This is a genomic window from Sphingomonas sp. PvP018, assembly GCF_017876865.1.
Taxonomy (GTDB): domain Bacteria; phylum Pseudomonadota; class Alphaproteobacteria; order Sphingomonadales; family Sphingomonadaceae; genus Sphingomonas; species Sphingomonas aerolata.
On the sequence record NZ_JAGIOU010000001.1, the window covers coordinates 921663 to 935031 of the forward strand.

The following is a 13369-nucleotide window of genomic DNA, read 5'->3' on the forward strand; positions in this document are numbered from 1 at the left end:
ATCCGCCGCCGGGAGGTCAACCCGCGACCCGCCAACCCACTCGTCATCCTGACGAAAGTCAGGATCCAGGGTCGCGGGGGGCGGCGCTGCCTGGCTCCGGGTCCTGACGTTCGTCAGGATGACCGGGGGGCTATTCAGCAAGAAAGTCCGCAATCGCCTGGCCAAGCTCGGGCTTTACCACCGCGCTCATATGCCCGCCCGGCGTCGCGACATAACGACCGTGCGGCAGGACTGCGGCGAGGTCCGGTGCCGACCCGTTATCCTCGTCCTCCGCACCGCAGACGACAAGCGCCGGCTGCTCGATCGCCCTGACCGCCGCGATCGGCGTATCCGCAAATGTCTCGAGGATCCCGAGCAATGCGACCGGATCGCCGCCCGTGGTCTTCAGGAACGCCTCGGCGAGCCACTCGGGCGTGCCCTGAACATGCTTGCCCAGATTGGTGAGGATATTGCGGAAATGCCCCGCGCGCCGCGACGTCTCGGTCAGTCCGGCGAGGCCCATCCCGGAAAAGACCACGCGCCCGGGGGTCGCGCCTGTCGCCAGCATCCGCGACGTCGTCCGCGCGCCGAGCGAATAGCCGCCGAGATCATAATCGGTCAGCCCGAGATGATCGACCAGCGCATGGCCGTCGAGCGTCAGCGCATCCGCGGGGTAGAATTCCAGCCCATGCGGCTTGCCGCTCTCGCCGTGCGCGCGCAGGTCGGGCATGATCACGCGGAACCCCTTGGCCGCGATCTTGGCGGCATGGCCATAGCGGATCCAGTTGGTCTTCGCGTCGGAGAAATAGCCGTGGATCAGCACCACCGGCCGCCCCTCGCCGACCTCGCGCCACGCAATCCGCGTGCCGTCGAAGCTCTCGAAATACTGCGTCTCGGTCGGGGAATGTGCCACGGATCCAGATCCCTATAATCTTAGGATGTTGCTGCCCCCGTCCGACACACGACACCGTGCTGTCAACCGGCACGAAGAGACGCGCTCCGAGGAGTATCCGCGACCCACCGTTACGTCATCCTGACGAAAGTCAGGATCCAGAGCCACGGATGCGGCGCTTGGTATCCTGGATCCTGACTTTCGTCAGGATGACGAGCGCCCATCGTTATGGCCCCGCCGCACGACGCCATCACAAAAAGGGGTAGTGTGGCACGCAAACTCCTTTAGCTATGGCGCAAGGATCGCGTCGGACGATCCATTGAGGATGCGCGAAGGGCCCGACCAAGGACCCGCAATGCCGCCATCTGCCGACGCCACCTTCCCCTCAGCCACCCTTCCCCTGGGACGGCCGCACAGTATCGCGGAGGATTTCTACGCGCTCGTCATCGGCTGCATCCTGCTGGTGATCGGGCTGGTCTTCCTGAAGGCGGCAGGGCTCGTCACCGGCGGGATCGCCGGGATCGCGCTGCTCTTGTCCTATCTGGTGCCCTTGCCGACCGGCGTGCTGTTCACGCTGATCAACCTGCCCTTCTTCCTGTTCGCGCATTACGCGATGGGCCGCCGCTTCGCGATCAAGACGATGCTGGTGAATGCCGGGATTGCCGCCTTCTCGACCTTCGCGGGCGGATCGATGCACGTCGACCAGATGCACCCGTTCTTCGCCGCGATCGTCGGCGGCACGGTGATCGGGCTCGGCATCCTCGTCCTCGCGCGGCATCAGGCCGGGGTCGGCGGCACCGGGGTCGTGACGCTGTGGCTGCAGCGCACGCGTGGCTGGAATGCGGGCCGCACGCAAATCGCGCTCGACGTGGTAATCCTAGCCGCCGCGATCCCTGTCGTCAGCGCGGGTCAGTTCGGCTGGTCGGTCCTAAGCGCAGCCGCGATCAGCCTTATCCTGATCGCTTGGCACCGCCCGGGACGGTATATTGGGCACTGATCGCAGCCATAAGACGATCCAGCGAAGCAGGATCGCATAGGGCAAGATCGGCCGACGGCGCACTCAGCGCCGGTCGACGACACGGGCTTTGCCCGTGTCCGCCCACGCAGGATGACGCCCGCGATACGTCATCCCGCGCTCGACGTCGGATAAGCGGAAGGAGGCTCCCCCTCCCGCTCCCCCGCTTACGCGTCCTTCTTCAGATGCCGACGACCCAGAAGCTCGGCGATCTGCACCGCGTTCAGCGCCGCGCCCTTGCGCAGATTATCCGACACGCACCACAGGTTGATCCCGTTCTCGACGGTCGAATCTTCGCGCACGCGACTGATGAAGGTCGCGAACTCGCCGACGCATTCGATCGGCGTGATATAGCCGCCATCCTCGCGCTTATCGATCAGCATGACCCCGGGCGCCTCGCGCAGGATGTTCTGCGCCTCCTCGGCCGAAATCTCGTTCTCGAACTCGATGTTGATCGCTTCCGAATGGCCGACGAACACCGGCACGCGGACGCAGGTCGCGGTGACCTTGATCTTCGGGTCGAGGATCTTCTTGGTCTCGACCACCATCTTCCACTCTTCCTTGGTCGACCCGTCGTCGAGGAAGCTGTCGATGTGCGGGATCACGTTGAACGCGATCTGCTTGGTGAACTTCTTGGCCTCGGCCGGGTCGCCGACGAAGATGTTGCGGCTCTGCTCGAACAGCTCGTCCATGCCCTGCTTGCCCGCGCCCGACACCGACTGATAGGTCGCGACGACGACGCGCTTGATCTTGGCGGCGTCATGCAGCGGCTTGAGCGCGACGACCATCTGCGCGGTCGAGCAGTTCGGGTTGGCGATGATGTTGCGCACCTTGTACCCGTCGATCGCGTCGGCATTCACTTCGGGCACGATCAGCGGCACGTCCGGATCCATCCGGTACAGCGACGAATTGTCGATCACGGTGCAGCCCGCCGCGGCGAACTTCGGCGCATAGACCGCGGTCGCCTCCGACCCGATCGCGAACAGCGCCATGTCCCAGCCGGTGGGGTCGAAATTCTCGATATTCTGGCATTTGATCTGCTTGCCGGTGTCACCGAAATCGACCATCTCGCCCTGGCTGCGCGACGATGCGACGCAGGCGATCTCGTCCGCCGGAAATTCACGCTCCGCCAGGATGTTGAGCATTTCGCGCCCGACATTGCCGGTCGCCCCTGCAACCACGATCCGATAACCCATTGTGTCGTCCCTTGATGCCGCCGCGAAGCGATCGCGACATTGCTGATTTTCATCCGGGCGCGTCCGTATACGTCTCCGGCGCGCCCTGCCAGATAACTTTATTTCGTCGGGGGCAAGCTCGTCCCTTCGCCGGGAACCGGTTTGTCCTTCACCGTCCGGTCGAGGAAGTTCAGGATCGTCCCCCAGACATGCTCGCTGATCCCCGGCCCCGCGACGCGGTGCGTATAGCCCGGGTAGAACATCATCTCGAACGGCGTCGCAGTCGCCTGCATTTTGGCGGCCACCTTGGTCGAATTGTCGAGGAACACGTTATCGTCCGCCATGCCGTGGATCAGCAGAAGCGGATCCTTGATCAGCGCCGCATCCTCGACCGCGGCCGACGTCGCATAGCTCGCCGGATCGGTCTTCGGGTCGCCCAGATACCGCTCGGTATAATGCGTGTCATAGAGCTGCCAGTCGGTGACCGGCGCGCCCGACACCGCGGCAGCATAAACCCCCGGCGTCTTCTCCAGCATCTTCAGCGACATGTACCCGCCATAGGACCAGCCATAGGTCGCGATCTTGCTCGGCTCGACGAACGGCAGCGTCTTCAGATACTCCGCCCCGGCCAGCTGGTCCTCGACCTCGACCGTGCCCATCGCGTGATAGATCGCGTCCTCGAACTTCTTGCCGCGGTTGTAGGAGCCGCGATTGTCGATCTGGAAGAAGATCCAGCCCTGATCGACCAGATATTGCGGCAGCGGCCCCTGCCAGCCGCGCGTGACCTGCTGGCCGGTGCCCGGGCCGCCATAATGCTGGAAGAAGACGGGATATTTCTTGCCCGGCTCGATCGGCGGGGTGATCATCTCGTAATAGAGCGTCGTGCCGTCCTTGGCCTTCAGCGTGCCGAACTTGGTCTGCTGATGGCTGGCGGCATAGGGATGATAGGGATGCCCCTCCTTCACCGCATTCTCGTTGATCCACGAAATCCGCTTGCCGGTCGCATCCGCCAGATAGACCTGGGTCGGCTGTGACGGGTTCGAGCGCGAGACGATGAACCGCGTGCCGGCACCGTCCATCGACGCGCTGTTCCACCAGCCGCTCTCGGTCAGCTTGGTGATCGCGTTCGGCTTGGCGATATCGACCGAATAGAGCTGCTGCTCCAGCACGTCGTCCTTGTTGCCCGTGAAGAACAGCCGCCCCTTGGCCTGGTCGACGCCGACCAGCCCGGTCACGACCCAGTCGCCCTTGGTCAGCTGCGTCCAGCGGCCTGCCGCGAACCGGTAGAGATGGCCATAGCCGCTGCGCTCCGACCGCCAGATCAGGCTGCCGTCCTTCAGCACGCGGTAGGCGTCCGACAGGTTCAGCCAGCTCTTCACCCCCGACTTTTCGGTGAACAGGATCGTCGACTTGCCCGTTGCCGGATCAACGCGCAGCATCTCGAGCAGCTTCTGGTCGCGGCTCTGGCGCTGGACGAGCAGCATCGTCCCGTCGGGCGTCCAGTCGACCCGCGCGAGATAGATGTCGGGATTGGTGCCCAGATCCACCTTCACCTGGCCCGACCCGTCGGGCTTCATCACGTACAGGTCGACCAGCGCGTTGGGCGTGCCCGCGGCGGGATAGCGCTGATCATAGACCTTGGTCCCGGTCGCGCCGATCGAGGCACGCGTGAAGATGCGCACCGGTGCCTCGTCGAACCGCTCGACCGCGACATAGCGCTCGTCGGGCGACCACCAATAGCCCGTGCGGCGATCCATTTCCTCCTGCGCGACGAACTCCGCCTCGCCGAAATGGACGGTGCCGCCGCCGCCCTTGGTGACCGCGCGCGCCTCGCCGCCCGCGAGCGGCTGGACGACGAGATTCTGGTCGCGGACATAGGATACGAACCCGCCCTTCGGGCTGATCACGGGGTTCAGCTGGCCACCCGGTGTATCGGTCAGCCGACGGACCTTGCCGTCGAGCGTCGCGATGTAAAGGTCGCCGTCGAGCGGCACGAGGATCGACTTGCCATCGGGCGCCCAGTCATAGGCGACGATACCCTTCGACCCGGCGATCCGCGCGCGCTCGCGCTGCATCTTCTCGGCTTCGCTCAGCTCGGCGCCGCTGCCGACGCTCTTCGAATCGACGAGCATCCGCTCCTGGCCCGTGGCGGTGTCGACCGCCCACAGGTCGAACCGCTCCTTCTCGTCCGCCCGGTTACGCAGCGAGGTCAACAGCGCACCGTCGGGCGACAGCCGTACCGCGCGCGGCTGCGGGCCCGACAGGTCGGGATTGCCGAACACCCGCGCCAGCGTCAGATCGCCGGCCGGGGCTACAGCTGCCATGGGAGCCGCTGTCGGATCGCTCGGCTTGGCAACGCCGTCGGCGGCGCCTGCCGTTTGCGCGGACGCGCCGTCAGCAGCCATCGCGGCGGTTCCGACCGAAGCAAGTGCAAGCCCAAGCAACCATGTACGCATCCTATAGTCTCCGATGGACGGGCTCCAGCGCGGTGCCGGTGCCGCGCGCGTTATCGCGGCGCGTCCCGCCCCCGTAAAGCCGTAAACCCCGCGTGATGCGCTCGCCCGCGGCCAAGCCGTCAAGCCCAGGCCGACCGGACCCGCCGGCGGATGGTTAGCAGCCGGTTAACGTCATGTGCACGCGGTCTTTACACGTGACGTGCAAGGACCTGCGATCGGACGTCCGCACGCATATGGCGCGCGGGCATCCCAGACATGACCGGGGACTAATGGCTTCGACGACGGCATCCATTGACGAAACACGGCCCGGCGCCTGGGACGTCGTCGCGCGCCTTGGCGCCGTCGACGGTGCTGTCGCGCACCCTCACGCGACGCGACTGATCCAATCCGCCCCCGCCCAGCGCAACCTGTCGGATGCGGTGCACGCGTTCTGCGACGTCTATGGACGGCATCCCGGGATGATCGACGACGCCTTGCTGCGTGGCGCACAGTTGGGTTCGCTGCCCTGGCTCGAAACCGCAGCGACCGGGTTCGCGATCGAACGCGGCTATCTCGCCCAGCTGACCGCGGCCGTAGGGCCGTTGCCCTCGACACCGGGTCAGGCGGCGACCGAGGCCGCCCTCGCCGGCGTGCGCAACGCGCTGGAGATCCTGTCCGGTTCGGAGCGCGCCGGTTGCGCCACGGGGGCGGTGGCCGCGCTGCTCCACGACTGGGCGGTGACGCGCGATGTGCTCGACCTTGCCGCGACCCGCTTCGGCATCGTCGCGCCGCCGCGCGCGCTCCCGCCCGCTGACGTCAGCGCCAAGGCGCTGGCGACGCTGGGTGCGACGCCTGGTACACGGCGCGCCATCACCTTCGGGGCGCAGCAGCTCTACGCCCAGCATCGCGGCCTCTGGTCGCTGCTCGAAGCCCGCGCCAGCGCGCGCGGCGATCTCTGAACGGATTGCACTCGCAGCCTAGGCCAGTATCGTAGCAACTCCCCGGGCAACCTCTGAAAACAACGTCTTGAACTGCGCCTCGGTCGGCGTGCCGCCCCGCGTGTAGACACTGATCATAATCGGCGTGTCGGGATCGCGCCACAACAGCCCGATGTCGCCGGCCGCGTCCTTGCCGTTGTTCCCCGTCTTGTTGCCGATTGCCCATCCGCGCGGCAGACCGGCCCGCAACCGCGCGGCGCCGGTCCGGCATTGCCGGAGCCACAGCATGAGCAGCGCGCGTGACGAGGGCGACAATACCGGACCACGCGTCATCCGTCCGATCGTCGCCGCCATCGCCCTCGGCGTCGTCGTGTTGCGCAACCCACCCGGCGGCGTACGGTTCAGGAACGGCTCGATATCGTCGAGCCGGCTGACATCGTCGCCGAGACCCCGCCAATAGGCGGTGAGCGCGGCGGGTCCGCCGATCCGCTGCAACAAGATGTTGGCGCAGCTATTGTCGCTCTGCTCGACTGCCGCTTGGCACATCTCGCCAAGCGACATCTCGCCGCGCGCCAGATTCTGACGGGCAACGGGTGCGTGCCAGTCCTGCAGGTCTGCGGGCGATAGCGCGATCCTGTCCGCAAGCCGGGCCCGGCCGCGATCGACCCGGTTCAACACGCACGCGGCGAGCGACGCCTTGAACGTGCTGCACATGACGAACCGCTCATCGGCACGCCAGGCGATCGCCCTCCCCGTCGTCAGGTTGCGCGCGTAGAGCCCGACATGGCCGCCACTCGCGGTCTCATAGTCGGCGACGCCGGGCGGAGGAGCCTTGCTGCGTGCGAAGGCCGGACGCGTAACGAGCGTTGCGGAAACGCCTGACAGGAGAGCCCGCCTGTTCAGCATGATGATCGTGATGCCTCCTCCAGCCGCGTCGTTTCGCCGCGCGGATGCTCGGTACACCGTCCAGGCCTTGCAACGAAACCCGATCGCTGTCGGTGTCGCCATCGTCCGGGTTGCGTCGGATGCCCAACAGCTTCTATCCGTACCGGGAATTCGATTCTGACGGGAATGGGCATGAAGCGCTTCGAAGGCACGCAGAGCTATGTCGCGACCGACGACCTCAAGGTCGCGGTGAATGCCGCGGTGACGTTACGCCGCCCGCTGCTGATCAAGGGTGAACCCGGCACCGGCAAGACCGTGCTCGCCTATGAGATCGCCAAGGCACTCGGCGCGCCGCTGATCGAATGGAACATCAAGTCGACGACCAAGGCGCAGCAGGGGCTGTACGAATATGACGCGGTCGCCCGCCTGCGCGACGGCCAGCTCGGCGACGAGCGCGTCCACGACATCGGCAACTACATTCGCAAGGGCAAGCTCTGGGAGGCGTTCACCCAGCCCGCGCCGCCCGTCCTGCTGATCGACGAGATCGACAAGGCCGATATCGAATTCCCCAACGACCTGTTGCAGGAACTCGATCGGATGGAATTCCACGTCTACGAGACCAAGGAGACCGTTCGCGCGGTCGAGCGCCCGATCGTCATCATCACCAGCAACAACGAGAAGGAACTGCCCGACGCGTTCCTGCGCCGCTGCTTCTTCCACTATATCAAGTTTCCCGACCGCGACACGATGCAGGCGATCGTCGACGTCCATTTCCCCGGAATCCAGCGCATGCTCGTCTCGCGCGCGATGGACCTGTTCTACGACGTCCGCGACGTCCCCGGCCTCAAGAAAAAGCCCTCGACCTCCGAACTGCTCGACTGGCTCAAGCTGCTGCTGCACGAGGACATGCCGCTCGAGACGCTGCAGAACCGTGATCCGACCAAGGCGATCCCGCCGCTGCACGGCGCACTGCTCAAGAACGAACAGGACGTGATGCTGTTCGAACGCCTCGCCTTCATGGCGAAGCGGCAGAAGAACCAGGGGTAGCTTCGGGAGCGACGAGACAGCCGCGGCCGGAACGGTCCGCCTGAGCGACGCTGAAAACGCGGTTTTAATCAGTTGCGCGCTAATGCTCCGGGGGTGCGTCACAACCTGTCCCTCCCCGCGGCATACGCTCTGCTTGCGATCCTGGGCGTCGCGGTCTGGGTCCGGATCCTATCGGCCCATGGCGGGCTGTGGGTCGACGAGGCGTGGTCTGCGGTGCTGGTGGCGAGGGCGGACACACCCTGGGCCGTGTTCACCTCGATCAATCACGACAACAACCACCATCTGAACAGCCTGTGGATGCAGGCGGTCGGCTATGCCGCGCCGCCGCTGGCCCTGCGCGCGCTATCGATCGTCACCGGTGCCGCCACGGTGCTGGTCGTCGCCGCGATCGGTGCGCGGCGCTCCACGGCGCATGCGCTGGTCGGCGCAGCGCTGTTCGCGCTGTCGCCGATCCTGGTCAATTATGGCAGCGAAGCGCGCGGCTATGCGCCAATGCTGCTGTGCGCGGTGGGTGCGATCCTGGTCGCCGCACGCTGGCTCAACGCCCCTGGCCCTGCGCCCCGCCATGCGCCGGGGCTGCTTGCGCTGCTGACCATTCTCGGACTCCTGTCGCAATTGACGATGCTGTTCTTCCTGGTTGCGATCGCCGGCTGGGTCGCGCTGACGCTGCGCCAGAAATTTGCCACAGCGACGGCCGCCGCGATCACCGCGCGGCTGATGCTGCCGAGCGTCGTTGCCGTCATGCTTGTCTTCACCCTGGTCTTCGGCGCTGCCGCTGCAAGCCCTGGCGGCATGCAGGTCGGCGATTATGTGCCCTTCTCGTTCGCCAGCTTGGTCGATGCGCTGCAGGTCATGCTGGCGACGACGCTCGGCGCATCCGCCTTGCCCCGTTGCTGGATCGCGGTGCTCGCGCTCACACTATGCGTCGCGGCAATGGCCGCCGTGGCGCAACGACGACCCATGGCGTGGCTGGCAATGCTCTCCATCGCCGGACTGCCGATCGCCCTCGCCACGCTTCACATCGCCAATACGGGAATGCCGCGCTACTTCCTGCTCTCAAGCGTGGCTGTACTGCTGCTCCTGACCGACCTGATCGCCACCGCGCTGACGAAAGGCCCGCGGTCAAGGATGCTGGCCGCGCTCGCCCTCACCCTCCTCGCGATCGGCATGGTCCACGACATCGCGCAGGACATTAAGCGACGACGCGGCGATATCGATGCCGCCATCGCCAGCGTCCGCATCGAAGCACCGGGCGGCGCACGCGTTCATGTCGATCACCTCCAGCCCGTTGCCCCGCTTCGGGTCGCAGCCGCGACGGCGCGCTATCCGCTCGTGCTGACAAGCGACTGCCGACCTGTGCAATTCGTCTTTGTCGATCTCGACGACGGCGGCGCGGCGATGGCCACGACGCGACGCTGCGGACGCGTCTATACGCTTCGGACCATGCGCCGCCGGGGAATGCTGTCGGGAACCGACTGGGCACTTTACGGACTACCCCGCGCGCGCAACGCCTTGTCGTCTAATCCATATTGAGGCTGGCGCATCGTCATGCCATTAACCACAGGCGGCAACATGGCGGTCATGGGACGGCCTTTAGGATCACGGGATGAATCGCTTCAGTCGCGCCCTTCTCTCCGCTGTCCTCACGATCGGCGCGGGGTCCGCTGCACAGGCATCGCTGCTCGACTATGTCGGGCAGTGCGTTCCGTTTGCGCGAGCGGCCTCGGGGATCGAGATCTATGGCGATGCCTGGACCTGGTGGCGTCAGGCCGATGGCCGCTACGAGCGCACGCATCGGCCGAAGACGGGCTCGGTCATCGTCTTCGCCAAGACGGCCCGCCTGCCGATGGGGCATGTCGCGGTCATCAGCCGCGTCGTGGAGAAGCGCGTCGTGATGCTGACCCATGCCAATTGGTCGCGCCAGAACGGCGAACGCGGTCATGCCGAACAGGACGTCACGCTGTTCGACGTCTCGCCCGCCAATGACTGGAGCCGCGTGAAGGTCTGGTACAAGGATGTCGACGGCCTCGGCGGCGGCATCTACCCCGTCTACGGCTTCATCCACGGCGATGCGCGACCCGCGGCCGAGCTGACCAGTCGCAATCCCGATTATGTCGGTGCGCTGATCGACGCATACGTCCCGGGTAGCTGACCGCGCATACCCGATCCTCGACTCGCCCCTCGACTTCGCGGGGCTGGAGAGGCAGGATAGGGCGATGTTTCTCAATTTTCTCGACGAGCTGCGTAGCGCGGGCATCCCGGCCAGCCTCAAGGAGCATCTGCTCCTGCTCGAGGCGCTCGACGCCGAGGTGATCGAGCGCACACCCGAGGAATTCTATTACCTCTCCCGCGCGGTCTATGTGAAGGACGAGGGGCTGCTCGACCGCTTCGACCAGGTCTTCGCCAAGGTCTTCCGCGGGCTCGCCACAAGCTATGGCACGACGCCGACCGACATCCCCGAGGATTGGCTGAAGGCGGTCGCCGAGAAATTTCTCACCCCCGACGAGATGGCCGCGATCCAGTCACTGGGCTCGTGGGACGAGATCATGGAGACGCTCAAGAAGCGGCTCGAGGAACAGCAGGGACGCCATCAGGGCGGCAACAAATGGGTCGGTACCGGCGGCACCTCCCCGTACGGCAATGGCGGCTACAACCCCGAAGGCGTGCGCATTGGCGGCGAGAGCCGGCACAAGCGCGCGCTCAAGGTCTGGGACCAGCGCGAGTTCCGCAATCTCGACAACACCCGCGAACTCGGCACGCGCAACATCAAGATCGCGCTGCGACGCCTGCGCCGGTTCGCGCGCGACGGGGCCGCGGACGAACTCGACATCGACGGCACGATCGCCGGTACCGCACGTCAGGGCTATCTCGACATCGTCATGCGCGCCGAACGCCGCAATGCGATCAAGATGCTGCTGTTCCTCGATGTCGGGGGATCGATGGATCCCTTCGTCAAGCTTTGCGAAGAACTCTTCTCGGCCGCGACCACCGAGTTCAAAAATCTCGAATTCTATTATTTCCACAATTGCCCCTACGAGGGCGTGTGGAAGGACAACGCGCGCCGCTTCGCCGAGCGTACGCCCTTGTGGGACGTGCTCCACAAGTTCGGCCATGATTACAAACTCGTGCTGGTGGGTGACGCATCGATGAGCCCGTACGAGATCACCCATCCCGGCGGCTCGGTCGAGCATTTCAACGAGGAGCCGGGCGCGGTGTGGATGCAGCGCCTGACGACCACCTATCCGTCTGCGGCATGGCTCAACCCCGTGCCCGAGGCGCAATGGGGCTATTCGCAATCGGTCCGCATCATGCGCGAACTGATGACCGACCGCATGTACCCGCTGACACTCGCCGGTCTCGACGACGCGATGCGTGAACTGACCCGCAAGCGCTAAGGCCCCGCCTGCGCGATCCCGTAACGGAACCGTCATGGACCCGGTCGGTTTAGCGTGCATCATCCCTGTGCGAGGAATAGCTTATGTCGTCGATCCCGAATTCTGCCATGCCGCATGCCAAGGTCAAGCATGACGACGACGCCGCGCCGGCCCCCGCCGCGAAGGGCGACTGGATGGACGATGCGACGGATGCCGCCAAGGCCGGCATCGCCACCGCCACCGACGCGGTGAAATCGCACCCGAAGACCGCGATCGCGGTCGGCGCCACGCTGGTCGCCGGGATCGCTGCTGCGATTGCCGCACCTGCGCTCCGCGCAAAGGACGCACCGGAAAAGAAGACCCCGCCAAAGCCCGCGCCCAAGAAGCCCGGCAAGCCGAAGAAGACCCACTGATCGAAATGCATGGCCCGCCGACAAAGGCGGGCCATCACCTCTGGCATGTTCAGTGGCCTCAAACCGCGTGGACGACCCCGCCAGCCATCGCCGCCGGCACCCCCGTCGTCCCCGGAAAACTGATCGGTAGCCCGCGGAGCGTCCGCACCGCCATATAGGCGAAGCCTTCCGCCTCCAGCGCATCGCCGTTCCACCCGAGCGCGTCAGTCGCTTCAACGCCCAGCCCGGTCGCCGCGGCGATCATGGCCAGCATCGTCGGATTGTGACGTCCACCGCCCGCGACCAGCAGCCGCTTGGGTCGCGCGGGCAGATGCCGGACCGCATCCGCAACCGTCTGCGCGGTGAATGCGGTCAGCGTCGCCGCACCGTCCGCCGCCGACAGCCCGCGCGCCGGCTGTATGGTAAAATCATTGCGATCGAGCGACTTGGGCGGCGGTGCATCGAAGAACGGGTGATCGAGCATCGCCGTGAGCACCGTCTCGTCGACGCGCCCCGCCGCCGCCAGCGCGCCCCCCTTGTCGTAGCGCGCGCCCGTCTCCGCCTCGACCCAGCTGTCGATCAGGCCGTTCGCCGGCCCCGTATCGAACGCGACCAGCGAGTCGTTGCCATTTGTCGCGCCGGGAATGAAGGTGATGTTGCCGACCCCGCCCAGGTTCAACACCGCGACCGGCCCGTCGAGCGTGGACGCCAGCGCCGCATGATAGACCGGCAGCAGCGGCGCGCCCTGCCCCCCCGCCGCCACATCGGCCGACCGGAAATCGGATACCGTCGTGATCCCCGTCGCGCGCGCCATCGCCGCGCCGTCGCCGATCTGCCAGGTCCAGCCGCGATCGGGACGATGCGCGATCGTCTGGCCGTGAAACCCGATCACGTCGACATCCGCCGCGGCGGCACCGGCATCCGCCAGCAGCTTGTGTACCGCGAAGACATGCGTACGCGTGATGAGATCGCCCGCCGCGACGATCGGCGGACTGGCGCGCGGCCGATCGAACGTCAGCGCCATCCGTGTCGCGTCGGACAGTTCCGCGCGCGCCGCATCCGAATAGGGCTCCCCACGGAACGCGATGGGGCGGACCATCGCCTCGCCATCGGTCTCGATCAGCGCGGCGTCGATCCCGTCGAGCGACGTCCCCGACATCAATCCAATCGCCAGCATTTTGGGTCCCTTTCCCTGTCCTCAGACCCGGCCATGACGGATCGAATCTCGACCGCCTAG

At 66.0% G+C, this 13369-nt stretch carries 12 protein-coding genes; 7 read left to right on the forward strand and 5 right to left on the reverse strand.

Annotated features, from left to right (window positions below):
* Positions 1-130 precede the first annotated feature (130 nt).
* Positions 131-892 carry an alpha/beta fold hydrolase gene (locus J3A66_RS03850; RefSeq protein ID WP_209567265.1) on the reverse strand — a complete coding sequence of 254 codons (762 nt, stop codon included), beginning with the start codon at positions 890-892 and terminating at the stop codon, positions 131-133.
* A gap of 334 nt (positions 893-1226) precedes the next feature.
* Between J3A66_RS03850 and J3A66_RS03855 the strand changes: the two genes are divergently transcribed.
* On the forward strand, positions 1227-1868 hold the full coding sequence (locus tag J3A66_RS03855; RefSeq protein ID WP_031439891.1) for a YitT family protein: 642 nt from the start codon (positions 1227-1229) through the stop codon (positions 1866-1868).
* A gap of 185 nt (positions 1869-2053) precedes the next feature.
* On the opposite strand, the gene J3A66_RS03860 is transcribed toward J3A66_RS03855, so the two are convergent.
* Both J3A66_RS03860 and J3A66_RS03865 read right to left on the reverse strand, forming a co-directional pair.
* A complete protein-coding gene (locus J3A66_RS03860; protein WP_031439890.1) occupies positions 2054-3082 on the reverse strand; it encodes an aspartate-semialdehyde dehydrogenase in 1029 nt (342 codons plus the stop codon).
* 98 nt (positions 3083-3180) lie between these two features.
* Positions 3181-5385, reverse strand: coding sequence for a DPP IV N-terminal domain-containing protein (locus tag J3A66_RS03865; protein ID WP_245336698.1), 2205 nt, complete (start codon positions 5383-5385; stop codon positions 3181-3183).
* Between the two features lie 401 nt (positions 5386-5786).
* Between J3A66_RS03865 and J3A66_RS03870 the strand changes: the two genes are divergently transcribed.
* On the forward strand, positions 5787-6455 hold the full coding sequence (locus J3A66_RS03870; RefSeq protein ID WP_192008601.1) for a hypothetical protein: 669 nt from the start codon (positions 5787-5789) through the stop codon (positions 6453-6455).
* A gap of 18 nt (positions 6456-6473) precedes the next feature.
* On the opposite strand, the gene bla is transcribed toward J3A66_RS03870, so the two are convergent.
* Positions 6474-7340: a class A beta-lactamase gene (gene bla, locus J3A66_RS03875; RefSeq protein WP_209567269.1), complete on the reverse strand. Its 867-nt coding sequence runs from the start codon at positions 7338-7340 to the stop codon at positions 6474-6476.
* 171 nt (positions 7341-7511) lie between these two features.
* Between bla and J3A66_RS03880 the strand changes: the two genes are divergently transcribed.
* From J3A66_RS03880 to J3A66_RS03900, 5 genes are all read left to right on the forward strand, one after another.
* Positions 7512-8366, forward strand: coding sequence for a MoxR family ATPase (locus J3A66_RS03880; protein ID WP_031394950.1), 855 nt, complete (start codon positions 7512-7514; stop codon positions 8364-8366).
* A 93-nt stretch (positions 8367-8459) separates the two neighbouring features.
* On the forward strand, positions 8460-9899 hold the full coding sequence (locus J3A66_RS03885; RefSeq protein WP_209567270.1) for a hypothetical protein: 1440 nt from the start codon (positions 8460-8462) through the stop codon (positions 9897-9899).
* A 73-nt stretch (positions 9900-9972) separates the two neighbouring features.
* Positions 9973-10518, forward strand: coding sequence for a CHAP domain-containing protein (locus J3A66_RS03890; protein ID WP_031394952.1), 546 nt, complete (start codon positions 9973-9975; stop codon positions 10516-10518).
* A gap of 64 nt (positions 10519-10582) precedes the next feature.
* Entirely contained in the window at positions 10583-11761 is a 1179-nt protein-coding gene (locus J3A66_RS03895) for a VWA domain-containing protein (protein ID WP_209567280.1), read from the forward strand.
* A gap of 83 nt (positions 11762-11844) precedes the next feature.
* Positions 11845-12153, forward strand: a complete 309-nt coding sequence (locus J3A66_RS03900) for a hypothetical protein (RefSeq protein ID WP_209567282.1) — start codon at positions 11845-11847, stop codon at positions 12151-12153.
* 58 nt (positions 12154-12211) lie between these two features.
* Here J3A66_RS03900 and J3A66_RS03905 read toward each other — a convergent pair whose 3' ends face one another.
* Complete coding sequence (locus J3A66_RS03905) at positions 12212-13309, reverse strand: anhydro-N-acetylmuramic acid kinase (protein WP_209567284.1); 1098 nt, start codon at positions 13307-13309, stop codon at positions 12212-12214.
* Between the last annotated feature and the right edge of the window lie 60 nt (positions 13310-13369).